Origin of the sequence: Scandinavium sp. UTDF21-P1B, from assembly GCF_040750395.1 — a bacterium.
Classification (GTDB): domain Bacteria; phylum Pseudomonadota; class Gammaproteobacteria; order Enterobacterales; family Enterobacteriaceae; genus Scandinavium.
On record NZ_JBFLVD010000013.1, the window covers coordinates 1 to 17,852 of the forward strand.

The 17,852-nt window shown below is 53.8% G+C and carries 16 protein-coding genes and 1 pseudogene; 8 read left to right on the forward strand and 9 right to left on the reverse strand.

Translation table 11 applies throughout. The annotated features are described in order from the left end of the window. Positions 1-98: 98 nt before the first annotated feature. The gene (locus AB1287_RS09560; RefSeq protein ID WP_312625183.1) at positions 99-866 is read right to left on the reverse strand and encodes a winged helix-turn-helix domain-containing protein; all 768 of its coding nucleotides are present in this window, start codon (positions 864-866) and stop codon (positions 99-101) included. A gap of 148 nt (positions 867-1,014) precedes the next feature. Here AB1287_RS09560 and AB1287_RS09565 point away from each other — a divergent pair. Next, positions 1,015-1,167 (forward strand): annotated as a pseudogene (locus tag AB1287_RS09565) (FaeA/PapI family transcriptional regulator); the annotation flags it as partial. 1 nt (position 1,168) lies between these two features. Here the strand turns inward: AB1287_RS09565 and AB1287_RS09570 are convergent. Beyond that, positions 1,169-1,762, reverse strand: coding sequence for a LuxR C-terminal-related transcriptional regulator (locus AB1287_RS09570; protein WP_312625182.1), 594 nt, complete (start codon positions 1,760-1,762; stop codon positions 1,169-1,171). A gap of 232 nt (positions 1,763-1,994) precedes the next feature. Next, complete coding sequence (locus AB1287_RS22465) at positions 1,995-2,153, reverse strand: putative zinc ribbon protein (protein WP_436799832.1); 159 nt, start codon at positions 2,151-2,153, stop codon at positions 1,995-1,997. Between the two features lie 369 nt (positions 2,154-2,522). Between AB1287_RS22465 and AB1287_RS09575 the strand changes: the two genes are divergently transcribed. The 3 genes from AB1287_RS09575 to AB1287_RS09585 are packed head-to-tail and all read left to right on the forward strand — an operon-like array spanning position 2,523 to position 5,662. Continuing rightward, positions 2,523-3,536: an ABC transporter substrate-binding protein gene (locus AB1287_RS09575; protein ID WP_409438220.1), complete on the forward strand. Its 1,014-nt coding sequence runs from the start codon at positions 2,523-2,525 to the stop codon at positions 3,534-3,536. 50 nt (positions 3,537-3,586) lie between these two features. After that, a complete protein-coding gene (locus AB1287_RS09580; protein WP_436799829.1) occupies positions 3,587-4,399 on the forward strand; it encodes an ATP-binding cassette domain-containing protein in 813 nt (270 codons plus the stop codon). Positions 4,400-4,402: 3 nt separating this feature from the next. Beyond that, positions 4,403-5,662 (forward strand): sugar ABC transporter permease, encoded by a 1,260-nt coding sequence (locus AB1287_RS09585; protein ID WP_435617626.1) that lies wholly within the window; start codon positions 4,403-4,405, stop codon positions 5,660-5,662. 91 nt (positions 5,663-5,753) lie between these two features. Here AB1287_RS09585 and AB1287_RS09590 read toward each other — a convergent pair whose 3' ends face one another. The 4 genes from AB1287_RS09590 to dalD form a co-directional block, all read right to left on the reverse strand. Next, positions 5,754-6,407, reverse strand: a complete 654-nt coding sequence (locus AB1287_RS09590) for an HAD family hydrolase (RefSeq protein ID WP_435617627.1) — start codon at positions 6,405-6,407, stop codon at positions 5,754-5,756. Between the two features lie 50 nt (positions 6,408-6,457). Further along, positions 6,458-7,738: an RbtT/DalT/CsbX family MFS transporter gene (locus AB1287_RS09595; RefSeq protein ID WP_435617628.1), complete on the reverse strand. Its 1,281-nt coding sequence runs from the start codon at positions 7,736-7,738 to the stop codon at positions 6,458-6,460. 64 nt (positions 7,739-7,802) lie between these two features. Next, on the reverse strand, positions 7,803-9,266 hold the full coding sequence (gene xylB, locus AB1287_RS09600; protein WP_435617629.1) for a xylulokinase: 1,464 nt from the start codon (positions 9,264-9,266) through the stop codon (positions 7,803-7,805). Between the two features lie 10 nt (positions 9,267-9,276). Next, positions 9,277-10,641, reverse strand: coding sequence for a D-arabinitol 4-dehydrogenase (dalD, locus tag AB1287_RS09605; RefSeq protein ID WP_312625173.1), 1,365 nt, complete (start codon positions 10,639-10,641; stop codon positions 9,277-9,279). A gap of 212 nt (positions 10,642-10,853) precedes the next feature. Here dalD and AB1287_RS09610 point away from each other — a divergent pair, with 212 nt between their 5' ends. Next, positions 10,854-11,795, forward strand: coding sequence for a sugar-binding transcriptional regulator (locus tag AB1287_RS09610; RefSeq protein ID WP_312625171.1), 942 nt, complete (start codon positions 10,854-10,856; stop codon positions 11,793-11,795). On the opposite strand, the gene AB1287_RS09615 is transcribed toward AB1287_RS09610, so the two are convergent. Next, positions 11,792-12,814 (reverse strand): LacI family DNA-binding transcriptional regulator, encoded by a 1,023-nt coding sequence (locus AB1287_RS09615; protein WP_312625169.1) that lies wholly within the window; start codon positions 12,812-12,814, stop codon positions 11,792-11,794. The two genes, AB1287_RS09610 and AB1287_RS09615, sit on opposite strands and share 4 nt — an antisense overlap. A gap of 122 nt (positions 12,815-12,936) precedes the next feature. On the opposite strand from AB1287_RS09615, the gene AB1287_RS09620 reads away from it, so the two are divergent. The 3 genes from AB1287_RS09620 to ypdK all read left to right on the forward strand — a co-directional run bounded on the left by AB1287_RS09620 (position 12,937) and on the right by ypdK (position 16,157). Next, positions 12,937-13,686, forward strand: a complete 750-nt coding sequence (locus AB1287_RS09620; protein ID WP_312625167.1) for an SDR family oxidoreductase — start codon at positions 12,937-12,939, stop codon at positions 13,684-13,686. Positions 13,687-13,708: 22 nt separating this feature from the next. Further along, complete coding sequence (locus tag AB1287_RS09625; RefSeq protein WP_312625165.1) at positions 13,709-15,322, forward strand: FGGY-family carbohydrate kinase; 1,614 nt, start codon at positions 13,709-13,711, stop codon at positions 15,320-15,322. A gap of 763 nt (positions 15,323-16,085) precedes the next feature. Continuing rightward, positions 16,086-16,157 (forward strand): membrane protein YpdK, encoded by a 72-nt coding sequence (gene ypdK, locus AB1287_RS09630; RefSeq protein ID WP_101706262.1) that lies wholly within the window; start codon positions 16,086-16,088, stop codon positions 16,155-16,157. 150 nt (positions 16,158-16,307) lie between these two features. On the opposite strand, the gene alaC is transcribed toward ypdK, so the two are convergent. Beyond that, positions 16,308-17,546: an alanine transaminase gene (alaC, locus tag AB1287_RS09635; protein WP_435617630.1), complete on the reverse strand. Its 1,239-nt coding sequence runs from the start codon at positions 17,544-17,546 to the stop codon at positions 16,308-16,310. Positions 17,547-17,852: the final 306 nt, after the last annotated feature.

The following is a 17,852-nucleotide window of genomic DNA, read 5'->3' on the forward strand; positions in this document are numbered from 1 at the left end:
GGTTCGAGCAATCAGATGTCACCGACAGAATATGAAAACCAGTATTATCAACGGCTCGGAAGTGTCTAGATTATCCGTGGCGATTCAGGATACCGATTTCAATTGTGCGTTTTTTCATCGAAAGGATCCATGATAATAAATACCTGACACTGGCGCGCTTGGGTTGTATACCCTGAACAGGCGAGAAGGCTTTTTCGTTCTCCACCTAAGGCGACAGTAATAAATATAGTCATATTTTCACTGCAGGTGATTCCAGCACGCTGAAGTAAAAAATTAATTTTATTATCCGTAAGATTTCCTGGAGAACTGTAAATCTGGCATTGCTGCTGTTTGAGAGTATAATTTCTGAAAATATTATCTCTTTTTTCGCTGGAGTTTTTCCATATTAAAAAAATGATACAGCAAAATATAATAATAGCCGTCGCTGACAGATATCCGCCAACACTCAAAAAGGAATGCCAGCGATGTTGATTATGTAAAGGGGGAACAGATACCGTCGCGGGAATAATACTCAGTTCGCTGCTGATCCCGATTCCCTTCCGCGTTACGGTAAAAATCACATCCGGCAGACCGGCCTGTGCCAGAGACTGTCTTAAATGATGCATTGACTGATAAAACGTATTTGGGGTGATATATTGCGAGCGCTCTTCGCCCCAGGCATAAGTAATGAGATCATTTTGGGGTATCAGTACCCCCCGGTGCTTAATTAAAAGCGCCAGGCATCGACAGGCTGGCCGTTGTAATTTTACTTCCTGTTGCAGATTCATGTCCCGAAGAATCGGCTCTTCCGTGGAAAAATACCATCTTCCGTCCAGAATATACTGCTCAGCATCCTGCAAAGATGCTGCATCATCGTCTTTATCCATCACAAGCTCTTTATGTAACTGGTTGATCTTTTTTACATAAGTTCTCTTAGGTTATTATTTAACCTTAGCTAAATCTTTAGTTGTTTCCACTTTTATCTGTTTGCGTAAAATCGCGCTCAGTTTTCCACATTAGACAGGTGATTTTATTATGAATACCCACTCTCTCAGTCTTAAGGATCAGGCCGTACTGCAATATCTTATTACCCGTGCAGCAGAAACGAACGGTGACGGGGTACGCTCCCGGGAAATAGCAGATTCGTGCGGGCTTGATATTTATAGCGCACGCTATACGCTCCTGAAACTCACTCGCATGGGATATGTTGTGCGTAACCACGCCGCTGGCGCAAAACGACATTATTGGCTGCCTGTGAAGGACTCGGTGCCCCCCGTTGTGCATCAGAGGAGCACATACTGCCAGTCAGTAAATTGAGCTTCCTTTCCCAGAGGGTAAGGCGCATGGCGAGCTGCGAAAGGTTGCGTACACCCAGTTTATTTTCTACCTGTGCTTTTTTCCCGTACACGGTTTTAAGTTTGATCTGAAAATGTTCTGCAACGTTGTGTACAGAGTAGCCAGCGAGCAGCCTGTTTGTCAGATTTATTTCCTTAACAGTAAGGGACAAGGGTTTTCTGGATATGAAAGGGGTCGAGGTATGTTGAGTAATATAGCGGTATAACTGTTCTGCTGTCATGACGCCATTACAAAGACTGATATAGGAATGTAGCGGATCCATAAAACTCTCTGCTTTATAATTTTGGATCTGATAGCTGGTAATGAAGGCAAGCAGGTTACCCTCCAGATCAAGTACGTTCATATTGCTTATATTGTCGTCAGTATTATTCTCCAGTAATGTCTGAAGGCCGATTTTTAAAAAATAATTTTCAGTATAAATTTTCATGATTTACATTGCTGCGGATAAGATAGGCCAGAAGGAAAGAGTTTCCTGTTTATTTCAATCATATTCTGACGGTCAAGGCATCATATAGATACCCGTCATCAGTTATTAAGACACTCTATCGTATTTCATGACATATGACGACTGAATATAAACCGTGTCACGATTTTCAGGTATTTTTATCGTAATTGACGGTATTACTCTATTTTATCGGGGTGAGGAGACATTTTTTTCTTTATTTTGTGAGGTGAGAAATCATATTCCCAGTTGATAACTGCCGGGGCTTCAGCATGCCATCTCCTGACAACTCAGCAAATATTCTCCGGCAGAACCGTTCGCCGTGATACTCGCTGTCACAGCCAGAACAATGCCAGTCGGCCCTGCGTACTATAATTACATCGCGACAGAAGCCGCCGCCACTCCTGGAAGTGTGCCGGCAACGTCGTCATTTAATATCCATGACTCCTGAATGATTTCATACCTCCGTGCGTTAACGGAGGCTGCTCTCCTCCCTGCCTATCTGCACTCAGTCACAAAATCTGCATCGCTTTTCTGCCCTTTCTTGACAACCTGAATCAGGAGCGTCAATTCTTGCTTCACCGATTGAGCAAATGTAGCTGCAATGATAATGAAAAGCTGAATTCTGGATTCCAGATGTTAAACAAAACCACTGCCTCAGTGAATTAATCGCGAGGTGGTCATCTTATTCGAGTCATTGAGGATCAGAACTATGCGTTACCCTACGGTATTCAAAGCATCGCTTATGGCGGCAATAGGTTTCAGTAACATGGCGCAGGCGCAGGAAGCGGCTACCATTGCTTTTCTGATGCCAGATCAGGCATCCACCCGTTATGAGCAACATGATTTTCCCGGCTTTAAAGCGGAGCTGACCCGGCTCTGTCAGCAGTGCAAGGTTATCTACCAAAACGCCAACGCCAGCGCCTCTTTGCAACAGCAGCAGTTCAACTCCGCCATTGCCCAGGGTGCGAAGGTGATTGTACTGGATCCGGTTGACTCCTCCGCCGCGGCAGGCCTCGTGGAAATTGCCCACTCACAAGACGTGAAAGTGGTGGCTTACGACCGCCCAATCCCCGACAAGCCAGCCGATTTTTATCTCTCCTTTGATAACGAAGGCATCGGCTACGCAATATCCACCTCACTGGTTGAACAGCTGAAGGCGACAAATGTGCCCGCTGGCGCTGGCGTACTACAGATTAACGGCTCACCGACCGATGCCGCAGCGGGCCTGATTCGCGACGGTATCCACCGCGGGCTAAAGGAGTCCGGTTACAAAACGTTAGCTGAATTCGACACCCCGGAATGGGCACCGCCAAAAGCGCAAGAGTGGGCTGCCGGTCAGATAACCCGCTTCGGCGATAAAATTAAGGGCGTCGTCGCAGCGAACGACGGAACCGGTGGTGGGGCGATCGCCGCCTTTAAATCCGGCGGCGTACAGCCAATTCCTCCGGTAACGGGCAACGATGCAACTATCGCTGCATTACAGTTGATTATCGCCGGGGATCAGTACAACACCATCTCCAAACCGTCGGAAATCGTTGCCGCCGCTGCCGCCAAGGTTGCGGTGCAGCTGATCAATGGTCAAAAGCCTAAGGCCACCTCCACTCTCTACAACACACCGTCACAGCTCTTTGTTCCGGCGGTGATTACCGCCAAAAATATCAAAGCGGAAATTTTTGATAAGAAAATCCAGACACCGCAACAGGTCTGTACCGGAGAGTACCAGCAGGCCTGCCAGAAATTAGGGATCCTCAACTAAGTCGCAGCCGGTGCGTTTGCAGACGCACCGACGATAAGAAGGTTTTTACTATGTTAATCAACAATAGCCTCGCTCCGCACATGGATAGCCCGCTTCTTCAGCTAAGGAAAATCTCTAAAAATTTTGGCGCCGTTTCCGCCCTGACGGATATTGATCTCGACGTTTATGCGGGTGAGGTTGTGGCACTGGTCGGCGATAACGGCGCGGGTAAATCGACGCTGGTTAAAGTGCTGGCGGGCGTGCATCAGCCCACTTCCGGCACTATTGAATTTGAGGGTAAGGAAATCACCCTCGATAGCCCAGGAAAGGCGCTGGAGCATGGAATTTCCACTGTTTTTCAGGATTTGGCGCTGTGCGAAAATCTGGACGTGGTAGCGAACCTGTTTCTGGGGCACGAGCTGTCGGCCTGGCAGCTCGACGAAGTGACCATGGAGGTGCAGGCATGGACGCTGCTCAAAGAGCTGGCTGCCCGCATTCCTTCCGTGCGCGAACCGGTGGCCTCCCTTTCTGGCGGACAGCGACAGACTGTCGCCATCGCCCGCTCGCTGCTGCTCCATCCCAAAATTATCATGCTTGATGAACCCACGGCCGCTCTCGGCGTGGCACAGACTGCAGAAGTGCTGAACCTGATTGAACGGGTACGCGAGCGCGGGCTGGGCGTGATTATCATCAGCCACAATATGGAAGACGTGCGGGCCGTTGCCGACAGAATCGTTGTTCTGCGTCTGGGCCGCAATAAAGGCATTTTCACACCCGAAGCCACCAACCAGGATCTGGTTGCCGCCATTACCGGTGCGACGGAGAACGCCGTGTCGCGCCGGGTGGAAAGAAAAACGCATGAACATACGACGGGAGTGAGCTGAGCCATGACCACAACCACCAATAAACCGCTGACGCCTGAAACCAGGCTAGACCGTAGCGACGAGCGTGTCAGCCACCAGGACAGCATCTCCGGCCTACTGCGCGCGTATATCACCCGCATAAAAACAGGCGACCTTGGGATGATACCCGTGGTCCTCGGGCTGATAATTATCTCTATCGTCTTTACCGTGCTTAACCCGATTTATCTGGCACCGAATAACCTCGTCAATATGCTTTTCGACTGTGCCACGGTGGGCTTTATCTCACTGGGTATCGTCTGTGTGCTGCTGCTGGGTGAGATTGACCTTTCCGTCGGGTCGATGAGCGGCCTGGCCTCGGCCATTATCGGCGTGCTGTGGGTGAACCAGGGCTGGCCCGTTATTGGCGCGATAGCCGTCGCGCTGGCAGTAGGCGCCGCCGTGGGCCTGCTCTACGCCCAGCTATACAGCCGCTTAGGAATGCCTAGCTTTGTGGCTACCCTGGCCGGCCTGCTGGCGCTGCTCGGTATGCAGCTCTATATTCTCGGCCCGTCGGGAAGTATTAACCTGCCCTACGTTTCCCCGCTGGTCCGCTTCGGCCAGGTGTTGGTGATGCCAGGCTGGCTGGCACATCTGTTTGCGTTGCTACCGGGGGTGTTGATGCTGGTCCAGGGGTTACGCACCCGCACGCGACGGACTCAGGCCAACCTCTCCTGCGAACCTCTCAGTTCACTTTGGGCGCGCAGCATTTTTATGACTGCCGTGTTCGGGTTTATGGTGTTTTATCTCAATATGGGTCGCGGTGTGCCGTGGGTCTTTGGGCTGTTTATCCTCGTCGTCGTGGTGCTGAACTATGCCCTGAAACGCACAAAATGGGGCCGCTCAATGTTTGCGGTAGGAGGCAATCGCGAAGCTGCGCGCCGCTCCGGCATTAATGTACGCCGTATTTATATCAGTGCGTTTATGATTTGTTCCATATTGGCCACTACAGGCGGGATCCTTGCCGCTTCACGTCTGGCTTCTGCCAGCCAGCAGGCGGGGACCGGGGATGTGAATCTCAACGCTATCGCGGCGGCAGTGATCGGCGGCACCAGCTTGTTTGGCGGACGCGGCAGCGCATACTCTGCTCTTCTCGGCATCATCGTGATTCAGTGTATTTCCAACGGGCTGACGCTGCTCAATCTGCCGTCGTCGTTACGCTATATGATCACCGGCGGCGTGCTGGCCATTGCAGTCATTGTGGATTCTATGGCGAGACGCTCGCGGGTGAGCCACGGTCGCGCCTGAATTCAGCAAAGAGGGGAAGCGCAGAAACCGGGGTCAAAAAGAGCGTTTACTTCCCCGGGATAGTTTCTGCGCCGCCCTGATTGTGAAAACGTCAGGCAAACGCTGGCTGCAAAGCATCAATAAGTTCATCAAGCGTTGGATAGCGCCCGAGCGCTTCCGCAAATTTTGCGTCCTGGTAATCAGCGGCCACCACGAAGGTTTCGATATTCGCCCGCCGGGCGGCGGTAAAACCACTCAGACTGTCCTCAATGACTCTGCACTCCCCGGCCTCCAGCCCAAGCTTAAACATCACCTTATGATAAACAGCGGGATGAGGCTTGCCGAAAGGCTCCTCATCCGCGCTGCACACCACGTCAAACCAGCGCCACAGCTTCAGTCGGTCAAACACCACTTCAATGACCTGTTTACAGGAGGACGTCGCCAGCGCCAGACGGTATCCTGCGGCACGGAAACTGCGTAATGCCTGATCCAGCCCGCTCATTGCCACTCCCTCCCTGCGAATGGCGTCGCAAACCCGTGCGACAATCTGCACTTCGACCTGCCGTGAGGAAATGTTCAGCGGGTATCTTTCACACCATAGCCTTGCGATATCATCAATCCGCTTTCCTTTGGTAGCACTTTCGCACTCCTCAGCCGTTATGGCGATTCCCTGTTTTGCCAGCACCTCGATTTGGGCGCGCTGCCAGAAATTTTCTGAATCGATAATGACGCCGTCCATATCAAAAATAACCGCTTTTATGCTCATCGCTGTTCCTGCTTGTTAGCGGCTGGCAGGATTCGCCAGCCGTGCCCATCTTAAGATGCCCGCACCACCACTTTGTCAGTTTTAACCGCACAACTTTCAAAGCCGGGCTGTTCGACATGGATAAAGTGGCAAAGGAAGAAGGCGATGATATAGAGCGCGGTGTAGGCAATCACTACGCCGATGGTGCTGAAGTACGGCAGCAGCACTACCGCAATCGCCGGAGCCAGGAAGTTCGACAGGCCCGCAGAGAGGTTGTAGACAGAAATCGCGGCCCCTTTGTGATGCGGTTCGAGCGCCGGGAAAACGGCTGCCATCGGCACGAACGCCGCGACGAAAATCCCCAGTGAAATAGCCGGAAGTAGCGCCATAGCAAAGTTATGCCCGAAATACTGCGGCACGTAGTAGAACGCCAGGCTTGAAAGGGCCATACCGATACAGCCGAACCAGCGGACGACGCGCATCCATCCCATTTTTTCAGCCACTATGCCCCAGAAGATATTCGAGAAAATGGTCGTAAAGAAGAATACCGCCCACACCTGGAGCCACTCAGAGGTGCTGAAGCCAAGCTCATCGACGAACATCAACGGCATGATTACCGCAAAGCCGAACAGCGACAGGGTGTTGATAATGCGCACCATGCTCGAATACATAATGCTACGGTTGGTATAGAGCAGCGTAATCGCCCGGCTCAGCTCGTTGAGTTTCTCTTTGGTGGTGAGATTATGCATGTGCGTTGGGGTATGCACGTTACGCAGGGAGATCATCGCAATCACTCCGCCCGTCAGGCAGAAGGCCAGCGCCATCCAAAGCGTACCCAGTTCACCCACCAGTGGAATGGTAAAGCTCGGAATGTAGCTGCCCGCCACGCCAATACCAATCGAATAGACCGCCCAGTACCAGCCCAACGCGGAGCTGGCGTTTTCGCTCTTCACGTTATGGATAATTACCACGATGAAGGAATAGAGGAACAGCGGATAGGCAAAACCGCGAATGCCGTAGAACAGCAGGATCAGCGCGTAGTTAGCGTGCCCCAGACCGAAGATCAGGAACAACACGTGGAACACACACCACAGCACAAAACCGATAAACATGGTTTTCTGCGGCGTAATAATTTCGGCAATCACTCCGGAAACCCAGGCAGACAGCGCGGCAGCGAGGCCATAGAGCGTAAAGGCAAACGACGCCTGTGCGGGCGAAAAGCCTAACTCTTTGATGTAGTGGGAGAGGAACGCCAACTCAAAACCGTCACCGGTCATGAAAACGGCGATAGCGATATAGCCCCACAGCAGGTGAAGCGGTAATCCAAACCATTGTTTATTCGCAACGGACATAGTGACCTCGTTTCTTTTGTACAGGGTAAGCCCGGCCGCAGCCGGGTCACTTTTATTATTAAAATCAGAAGGTTCTATAATTCAGATCGTTCAGGTAGAGCGAAGTAAAGTGCGCGTAACGTTTCATCAGTGCGGCATGCTGCTGAGCCCGCGGTGACCAGCTCTGATATATTTCAGGTTTCCTGCAAATCGATGCCAAATCTTTACCCGCCGCCAGGCAGGCCAGACGGGCCGCCCCGAGCGCCCCCCCGGTTTCGCCGCCCTTGTGGGTGACAATTGGAATATTGAGCACGTCAGCCAGAAGCTGCGCCCACAATGCACTCCGGGCACCACCGCCAACCAACGAACACTGTCCAACGTGCGTACCGCTTTCCTGCAACACCCGCAGCCCATCTGCAAGACCGAAGCTCACGCCTTCCAGCACCGCATACCCCATGTTCGCGCGGCTGCTGGCATGCGTTAGCCCGTGGAAAATGCCTTTCGCATTCGGATCGTTATGAGGCGTACGTTCCCCGGAGAGATACGGCAGAAACATCGGTGCCCCCGCCTTTTCCTGCTCGCTCAGCTGCGCGACTTCCTCAAGCAGCGCCGTTTCGGTCACACCAACCAGCCGACAGAACCATTGCAGGCAGCTGGCGGCACTCAGCATGACGCTCATCTGATGCCAGCGATTGGGCAGCACATGGCAAAACGCATGCACTGCGGAGGCCGGTGCCGGGCGACAGGCGTCGTTAACCACAAACAGCACGCCGGAGGTGCCCAGAGAAATAAACGCATCCCCTGGATTAACCGCCCCCACGCCTATGGCGCTGACCGCGTTGTCACCACCACCACCGGCCACCACCACCGACGGGTTAAGTCCCCAGCTCGCAGCGATTTCAGGAGCAAGCGTGGCTGAGACATCACAGCCTTCAACCAGCGCTGGCATGTTGTGCCTGGACAGACCGCACTTAGCAAGCAGGCTGTCTGACCAATCGCGGCGCGCTACGTCCAGCCAGAGCGTCCCCGCCGCGTCGGACATGTCAGAGATTTTTTTCCCCGTCATCCGTAGCCGCAGGTAATCCTTCGGCAGCAAAACCGTGTCGATACGTTTGAAGTTTTCCGGCTCATGCCTGCATACCCACAGCAGCTTCGGTGCAGTGAAACCCGGCATAGCGAGGTTCCCGGCCACCGTGTGCAGCTCCGGGGCCATTTCCTCCAGCTCTACACACTCCTGCGAGCTGCGGGTGTCGTTCCACAGAATGGCAGGGCGGATCACATTGTCTGCCCCATCAAGCAGCACCGCACCGTGCATTTGCCCGGAGAGGCCAACGGCTTTAATTGCCGCCCAGTGCTGTTCACACTTCTCTTTCAGCGTGCTCATCAGGTAGTCGGTAGCCTCCCACCAGGCCTGCGGGCTTTGTTCTGACCAGTGCGGATGTCGCCGCTGAATGGTCAGCGGCGCGCTGTGGCTGGCCACGATGTCACCGTTTTCGTCAATGACCAGCGCTTTTACTTCTGAGGTGCCGAGATCGATGCCTAAGTACATGATGTATTCCTCAACGGATCAGCGAGTAAACAGCCTGAATTTTTTCTCTCAGCAGCGCGGTGAAATCTTCCCGCAGCGCTAATTCCCCGAACAGCGCTTTGTCACCGGCGTAAAACGCCACGGGATCTTCAGCGTTGAACATCGCATGCACCGCATTGGCGTCCAGGATACCGTCCTGGTATTCATACGGCAGCTGGCCCTTGTGCCACTGCTCCATGAAGACAAAGAAAAGTGCTGGCAGCATGGCGGTCGCGTGCGGTACGGTGCCGCGCTGATAGCATTCGATCATCGTCGGAGTCATCATGGCCGGGATTTTTGAGAAGCCATCCGCCGCCACGCGCTGATTGGTATCTTCGATATAGGGATTGGTGAAACGCTTCAGAACCACATCGCGGTAGGTCGGCAGGTCGATGCCGTTATCGCCCAGGCTTGGGATCACATCTTCGGTGACGTAGCGGTCGGCCATGGCGTAGATGGCGTCCGTTAAAGTGCTTTCATGGATAAACGTCCTCCCCATCAGCGTGCCCGCCCAGGCGATGCAGCTATGGGAAGCGTTCAGGATACGGATTTTCGCCTCTTCGTAAGGGATAACCGACTCAACCATCTCCACGCCAACGGCCTCAAGATTCGGGCGAACGTCGCGGAAATTGTCCTCAACGACCCACTGAATAAAGGTTTCACCCATCACCGGAGCGTTATCGTCAACGCCGGTCTGCGCTTTGATGCGCGCGGGCAGATCCGTCGCCGGACGAGGAGTAATGCGGTCCACCATCGTGTTCGGGCAGGTCGCATTGGCTGCCAGCCACGCGATGACGGGCTGCTTACCGGAGAGTTCGAGAAACTCAACCAGCCCGTCGTGGAAACGCTCACCGTTGTGGCGCACGTTATCGCAGTTAAGCAAGGTCAAAGGTCCCGCGCCGTTGGCCATACGCTGTTCAAGGATACGGGTAATAACGCCATAAATTGTTTTGTTGCCGCCCTTCAGGTCACAGGCCAGATCGACATTTTCCACCTCCAGCCTGTGGGAGGTGTTCAGATAGTAACCCCCTTCCGTCACGGTGAACGCGATGACTTTGGTTTCCGGCTTCGCCCCTTCTGAAATCAGCGGCTGCAGGTCAGCCTGCCATGGCAGCAGTTTCTGAATGGAGGTGATCTCTTCATAGGTCCGTTCCCCTTCCGGGCTGACCGTTTCCAGCATGTAGCGGCCCTTCTGCGCCGTCAGGGCGGCGACGACATGTTCCGCATCATTGCGAATATTCCCGGCGGCGATGTGCCAGCGAGTATCGCCCTGCGCAATCAAACGGTGCAGGTACCAGGCCTGGTGCGCACGGTGAAAAGATCCCAGACCAATATGTAACCAGGTATTCGTAGTCATGACGTAGCTCTCCATTCAGATTTGTGAACTAAATGTAATTGAACATTTATTCAAAATAAGAGCGTTAAATCACAAAAGAGCAAATGATCTTAAATATTTCAAATGACCAATAAAAAATAAATTAGTGTTGCCTGCCTGGTCTGCACGCGACAGAATGCGGGTATCACAACAGGAATAAACTTTCCGCTCCCCCCTCTAAGGTGCTGAAAAAATTGATAACTGAAGACGATATCCGGTTGGATCAGAAAGTGCGCGCCGCGTGGATGTACTACATTGCCGGACAGAACCAGAGTGAGATAGCCACCCAGCTCGGGACCTCGCGGCCAGTTGTACAGCGCCTGCTGGCGGCGGCAAAAGAAGAAGGCATCGTTTCCATCGGTCTTAACCACCCGGTGGCCAGTTGCCTGAACTACGCGCAAATGCTGAAAGAGAAATACGATCTTATCGAGTGCAGCGTCGTTCCTGCTTTTACCCATGACATGACGCTCGACAGCGTCTCCTTCGGCTGCTATCAGCTGATGAAGAAATATCTTCATAGCGATGAGGATAAGGTGGTCGGTGTAGGCTCAGGCTTAACGCTGAAAAAGACCATCCGGCGGATTGATTTCGACAGCGTCAATACCCGCTGTGTGGCATTAATCAGCGCCATGAACGCGGACGGGAAATGTAACTACTACGATGATGTGCCGCTGTTGCTGGCGAGTAAAATCCAGGCCAATTATTATCAGTGGCCTGCCCCGCGCTATGCGCAGACGTCGCTGGAACATCAGATGTGGTGTTCGAACCGCCTCTTTAGCAACGTCTCCGACGTCGCGCTGGATTCGGACGTTATTTTCGTCGGCATCGGCGCGCTGACGCAGGACAGCCCAATCTTTAAAGACGGTTTCATCACCCTCGAACAGCTGGAAACGCTGACCCGGCAGGGGGCCATCGGGGAGATTCTGGGCCGCTTTATTGATGCCAGCGGCGACGTGGTAGAGAGCGATATCAACGATCTGATCACCAGCTATGATATCCGCCGCAGCCCGTGTCCGCGCATTGCTGCCGCCTGCGGCGAGGACAAGCGCAGGGTGATTTTCTCGGCGCTTAAGGGCAAGTGGATTAACGGCCTGGTGACCGATGAACACACCGCCCGATGGCTGCTGACCCGCTAAAGCGGGCTGCCGATGGTGAGCGTGGGCGGGATTTCGATGCACTGAATTTTGGCATCACCAGAATCGATAATTGAAAACGCCGCTTCCAGCATCGCCGGGACGTCCTGACGCACCATATCGATATCGTGGCCTAACAGCGGCACAAACGGATCCCAGTCAAAGCAGCCCATCGGCGGCTGCTGCGTACCGGTTTGCCCACGGGCAGACAACCACTGCACCACTCCTTCCAGTGAAATGGTCGAATTGACAAACAGGCCATACACACCATCTTCCGGCGGCGTAAAATCTGCCAGGCTCGCCTGAACATGCTTTGGCGAGTAGCCATCAACAAAGGTGTTTTTCGCTGACACGACAAGGCCCGCCGCCTGATGCGCATCCCGGAAGCCGCGCAGACGCTCCCGGGTGTTGTGGTCGTTGCGCCTGCCCCCAATAAACGTCAGCGCGACCTTCTTGCCAAAGCGCTTCTCGGCGTTGAGCAAAATACGTTCGGTCAGCGCCTTTGCTCCGGCATAGTTATCGGAGATAACCGAAGGCGCGAGCGTGCCCGGCAGGTCGAGATTCAGCGTGTGAACGCCCGCCTGCGAACACAGCTCAGAGATTTCATCAGGCCGCGTCGCCCCGGTCGCAATCACCCATTCAACCTGCCAGGAGAGCATGGTGCGCACCGCTTCCAGCTCCAGCTGCGGGTCGCGGCGGGTACAGGTGATAATCGGGAACAGGCCGCGCTCACGCGCCATCTCTTCAAATTTTTCGACGATGGAGCCAAAGTAGCGGTTATCGTATTTCGGCACAATCATGCCAATCACGCGGGATTTATCTTTGCGCAGCAGGCTGGCCTGGCGATTAACCGCGTAGCCCTGCTCCTGAGCCACCTGGGTGACCTTCTCTGCCAGCTTCGCGCTAATGCGGCGCTTCTTCCAGTTACCGTTAAGAATAGCGCTCACCGCACTCGCCGAAACCCCGGTCAGTTCTGCCAGGTCGTAAATCGTTATTTTCTTCGTTTTCCTGGTGCGTATCACAAATTTCTATCTCCATTTTTTATCGGGCTTGCCGCACATTTCATCTGGTGCTAAATCTGCTCTATCGATTGAGCAATTTACATTGCATCCCAATAATCTGCCTGGCTGACAAGGATTATAAAATGAAAAACACATTACCCTCCAAGAATTGCGCACTGAACGGCAAAGTAGCAGCCATTACCGGTGCCGCCTCCGGCATTGGGCTGGAATGCGCCAGAACGCTGCTGGCAGCAGGCGCAAAGGTTGTGCTGATCGACCGCGACGGTGAAAAGCTTGAGAGGCTGATTGCGGAAATGGGTGAAAACGCCTTTGCCCTGGTGGTGGATCTGATGCAGCCGCAGCAGGTCGATAATATCCTCGAGGGGATCCTGGAAAAGGCCGGGCGTCTGGATATCTTCCATGCTAACGCAGGCGCCTATATTGGCGGCCCAGTGGCGGAAGGCGATCCTGATGTCTGGGACCGCGTGCTTCACCTTAACATCAATGCCGCTTTTCGCAGTGTGCGAGCGGTACTGCCTCACCTGATCGCCCAGAAGTCCGGGGATATCATATTCACCAGCTCTATCGCGGGCGTGGTGCCGGTCATCTGGGAACCTATCTATACCGCATCCAAGTTTGCTGTACAGGCATTCGTTCATTCAACCCGTCGCCAGGTTGCACAGTATGGTGTACGTGTGGGGGCAGTACTGCCAGGCCCGGTGGTCACCGCCCTGCTCGACGATTGGCCAAAAGAGAAAATGGAAGAAGCACTGGCTAACGGTAGCCTGATGCAGCCGATTGAAGTCGCGGAGTCGGTTCTGTTTATGGTGACACGTAGCAAGAATGTCACCGTGCGTGATTTAGTCATCCTGCCAAACAGCGTCGATCTGTGATCCAGGGATAATGGATAACAATATGAAAAGTGAAACACAAAGTACCCTGATAGGTGTGGATGTTGGTTCAGGCAGCGTCCGCGCCGGTATATTCGACCATGAAGGTCATCTACTGGCGCACGCGTCGCGTCCAATCACACTGCATCGCAGTACAGGGAGCAAAGTCGAGCAATCCAGCGGCGAAATCTGGCAAGCGGTGTGTGAAAGTATTCGTGAAGCGGTGAGTGCGGCAGACGTCCCGGCAACCAGCGTAAAAGGAATTGGTTTTGATGCCACCTGTTCTCTGGTGGTGCTGGGGCAAAACGGCGAGCCGCTACCGGTCAGTGACGCTAACCATCCCGATCGCAATATCATCGTCTGGATGGATCACCGCGCCACCGGGCAGGCCGAGCGCATTAACGCCACAGCGCACCCGGTACTGAAATATATTGGCGGCAAAATATCTCCGGAAATGGAAACGCCAAAGCTCCTTTGGCTGAAGGAAAATCGCCGGGAAGTCTATGACAATGCCTGGCAGTTTTTTGACCTGGCAGACTTCCTCACCTGGCGCGCCACGGGGGATCTCGCCCGTTCAACCTGTACCGTAACTTGCAAATGGACCTATCTGGCGCACGAAAAGCGTTGGGATGCCGACTATTTTCGAACCATCGGCCTTAACGAACTGGCGGATGAAGATTTCGTGCGCATTGGTCAGCAAATCGTTGAGCCAGGAACCCCTTGCGGCGAAGGACTTAGCCCCAGCGTGGCAGATGAGCTGGGATTGCCTGTCGGTACACCTGTCGCCGTGGGGATGATTGACGCCCATGCTGGCGGTATCGGCACAGTAGGAGTGGATAAAGGTGCGCTGCACAATCTTGCCTGGGTGTTTGGCACTTCCGCCTGCACAATGACCTCTACGGAAAACCCCGTTTATATTCCCGGTGTGTGGGGGCCTTACTATTCAGCTATGGTGCCAGGCATGTGGCTGAGTGAAGGAGGTCAGAGCGCAGCGGGTGCGGCGATTGATCAACTGATCTCTTTCCATCCTGCTGCCGCTGAAACACGCAAACAGGCAGAGGCCCTTAATGTACCGTTACCCGTTTATCTCGCGGATCTCGCGCTGGCGAAAGTCACCGAGCCTTCCCGCACAATAGCTCTGGCCCGCGGAATACACGTGGTGCCGGAGTTTTTAGGCAACCGCGCCCCCTTTGCCGATCCCCATTCCCGGGCGGTCATTGCAGGTCTGGGAATGGAAAATGATTTGGACAATTTGATCGCACTCTACATCGCAGGGCTGTGCGGGATTGGTTACGGTCTACGGCAGATCGTCGATGCTCAACGTCATGAAGGGGTTAAAACCGAGAAGATTGTTATCAGCGGTGGCGCAGGCCAGCATCCACTGGTACGTCAACTGCTGGCGGACGCCTGCGATCTGCCGGTCATCGCTACCCAGTGTAGCGAACCCGTATTGTTAGGCTCAGCTATCCTCGGGGCCGTTGCGGGAAATGTTGCTGCGACCGTCAGTGAAGCAATGTCGCAGATGACAACAATGGATAGGCAATTTGAGCCGCAGGAGATGTACCGCCAGACGCATCAGGGACGATATGAAAGCTATAAGCTTTTACAGCAGACGGCGAAGGCGATTCGGGAGAATTAAACGCGTTAATTCCCTTTCCAGGTGGAATTATACCGATCAGTTAATGATCGATTGATCGATACTGCGGTTGTGTGCCAGTCAGGGTATAAGAGCAATACCGGGAGGCCCTCGCCTCCCGGTATTGCATGGCTGAAACGACGTTATCGCGGATATGCAGAGGTTGTTGGCGGTGCTGCAACAAATCAGCGCTTTCTCCACCGAACACGCCGCCCAGTTCCCTGAGCGCCTTCTGTAGACCTTCGCCCAGCGCCGTGAAGCTCCCCCGCCAGCGGCAACCCGCATCCAGCGCCAGCGATTACACAGAATTTTGCGGGCATATTGTGGGCATAGTTAAAGATGGCCACAGATTTATGCCCGGATGCTCACGGTTAAACAAATCGACGCGGCCAAACGGGCAGCAGAAAAGAGGTTTCTGCATGGCTCCACGCCCAAAACCCTATATTTTCAATGCGGTATTACTGTTCATTTCGGCAAGCTGTCCAGGCGTCGCTGTAAGGGGATTTATTGCACAATGAAATTAATGTGTCGTCGTTTCACGACAGTCGTAAGTAACTAAAAATTAATGGGAAAATCATGCTTGTCACCCTCCATTTTTAAGCGTACATTAGCGCCGTCTGGAGCATTTAACGCTCAGCATTCTGAGGTGGTGCCGAAGGATAAAGCGGGACAAATTCCCCTTTTATTCGAGGCGGTGTCAGCTCTCGTAACGCAGTCAGGATAGTTTTCATTAGGGCGTATCAAGCTATACGCGGAGTGATGTGACGTGAAATACTTTATTATGGGCATCTCTTTTATGGTCATCGTCTGGGCCGGCACCTTCGCCCTGATGATTTAGCCCTGAGCATGCAGTAAAAAAACAGGAGCCCTATGGCTCCTGTTTGCATTTCTGGGTGTAGCTGCCGGGTGGCGCTGACGCTGACCCGGCCTACGAAAAGAAATGGATTTTGTAGGCCCGCGCAAACGAAGTGCCGCCGGGCAATTGATATTACTCAGCGTCTTCCGTCGCCGCTTTACTGGCCGCAGGAAGCAAACCGTCGGCACGGAACATCGCCTTAATGCCGCGAATGGCCTGGCGAATGCGGTCACGGTTTTCGATCAGCGCGAAGCGCACGTGCGTGTCGCCGTAATCACCGAAACCAATTCCCGGCGAGACGCAGACTTTCGCCTCATGCAGCATTTTTTTCGCAAACTCCAGCGAGCCCATGGCCGCGTACTGTTCCGGAATTTTCGCCCAGACGTACATCGATGCCTTCGGCATCTCCACCATCCATCCGGCTTCGTGCAGACCTTTTACCAGCATGTCGCGACGGCGTTTATACTGTGCGGCGATATCACGTACGCACTGCTGGTCACCTTCCAGGGCGGCAATGGCCGCCACCTGTAGCGGCGTGAAGGTCCCGTAATCGTGATAGCTTTTGATGCGCGCCAGCGCGTTAACCAGCACCGGGTTGCCGACCATAAAGCCGATACGCCAGCCTGCCATATTGTAGCTTTTGGAGAGCGTGAAAAATTCAACTGCGACGTCCTTCGCGCCAGGCACCTGCATAATTGACGGCGCTTTCCAGCCGTCATAAACGATGTCGGCATAGGCCAGATCGTGCACCACCAGCACATCGTAACGCTTCGCAAGCTCGACCACCTTCTCGAAAAAGTCCAGTTCAACGCACTGCGCGGTCGGGTTCGACGGGAAGCCAAGGATCATCATTTTCGGCTTCGGGTAGCTTTCACGGATGGCACGTTCCAGCTCGTTGAAGAAATCAACGCCCTCCACCAGCGGCACTGAGCGCACCTGCGCGCCCGCTATCACCGCACCGTAGATGTGGATCGGGTAGCTCGGGTTCGGTACCAGCACGGTATCGCCGTGATCCAGCGTCGCCAGCATTAAGTGTGCGAGCCCTTCTTTCGAACCAATCGTGACGATGGCTTCACTTTCCGGGTCGATCTCCACGTTGTAGCGCTCCTGATACCAGTGCGAAATCGCCCGGCGCAGGCGCGGTATACCGCGGGAGGTGGAATAGCCGTGGGTGTCCGGGCGCTGGGCCACGGTGACAAGTTTTTCCACGATGTGCGGCGGGGTTGCACCGTCAGGGTTCCCCATGCTGAAGTCGATGATATCTTCGCCGCGCCGACGCGCAGCCATCTTCAGCTCAGCGGTGATGTTGAAAACGTAAGGGGGAAGCCTGTCGATACGGGTAAAACGGCGTTCAGGTTTGAACTCAGCCATAGATTCCTCGGATAACGTGAGCGCCCGGACCGTCCGAGCGACGCTGCCACCTGTGTGGCATTCACGAAAATAACCTGATTTTTTTCCCGCTGTCGAGAGGGCCGTGCAAAAATAGTTCAGCGGCATGAAATGAGGAAATACTTATTAAGAAGCACAAACCCTTTCAGCCTCTTTTCCTTTCTACAGCTAATTTTAATTTACATAACAACATCAACTGATTTACCTGAAGAGACCGCCTGACGCTCTAATCACCTGTACCGTCAGAGCATGCTCTTTAATCCCCTTTTAAAATTGCGTCTTTTCCTC

What these genes read in the sequence shown, in the direction of transcription:
- AB1287_RS09560 (WP_312625183.1), bottom strand. Translation starts at nt 866, where the DNA reads ATGGATAAAGACGATGATGCAGCATCTTTGCAGGATGCTGAGCAGTAT.
- AB1287_RS09570 (WP_312625182.1), bottom strand. Translation starts at nt 1,762, where the DNA reads ATGAAAATTTATACTGAAAATTATTTTTTAAAAATCGGCCTTCAGACA.
- AB1287_RS09575 (WP_409438220.1), top strand. Translation starts at nt 2,523, where the DNA reads ATGGCGGCAATAGGTTTCAGTAACATGGCGCAGGCGCAGGAAGCGGCT.
- AB1287_RS09580 (WP_436799829.1), top strand. Translation starts at nt 3,587, where the DNA reads ATGTTAATCAACAATAGCCTCGCTCCGCACATGGATAGCCCGCTTCTT.
- AB1287_RS09585 (WP_435617626.1), top strand. Translation starts at nt 4,403, where the DNA reads ATGACCACAACCACCAATAAACCGCTGACGCCTGAAACCAGGCTAGAC.
- AB1287_RS09590 (WP_435617627.1), bottom strand. Translation starts at nt 6,407, where the DNA reads ATGAGCATAAAAGCGGTTATTTTTGATATGGACGGCGTCATTATCGAT.
- AB1287_RS09595 (WP_435617628.1), bottom strand. Translation starts at nt 7,738, where the DNA reads ATGTCCGTTGCGAATAAACAATGGTTTGGATTACCGCTTCACCTGCTG.
- xylB (WP_435617629.1), bottom strand. Translation starts at nt 9,266, where the DNA reads ATGTACTTAGGCATCGATCTCGGCACCTCAGAAGTAAAAGCGCTGGTC.
- dalD (WP_312625173.1), bottom strand. Translation starts at nt 10,641, where the DNA reads ATGACTACGAATACCTGGTTACATATTGGTCTGGGATCTTTTCACCGT.
- AB1287_RS09620 (WP_312625167.1), top strand. Translation starts at nt 12,937, where the DNA reads ATGAAAAACACATTACCCTCCAAGAATTGCGCACTGAACGGCAAAGTA.
- AB1287_RS09625 (WP_312625165.1), top strand. Translation starts at nt 13,709, where the DNA reads ATGAAAAGTGAAACACAAAGTACCCTGATAGGTGTGGATGTTGGTTCA.
- alaC (WP_435617630.1), bottom strand. Translation starts at nt 17,546, where the DNA reads ATGGCTGAGTTCAAACCTGAACGCCGTTTTACCCGTATCGACAGGCTT.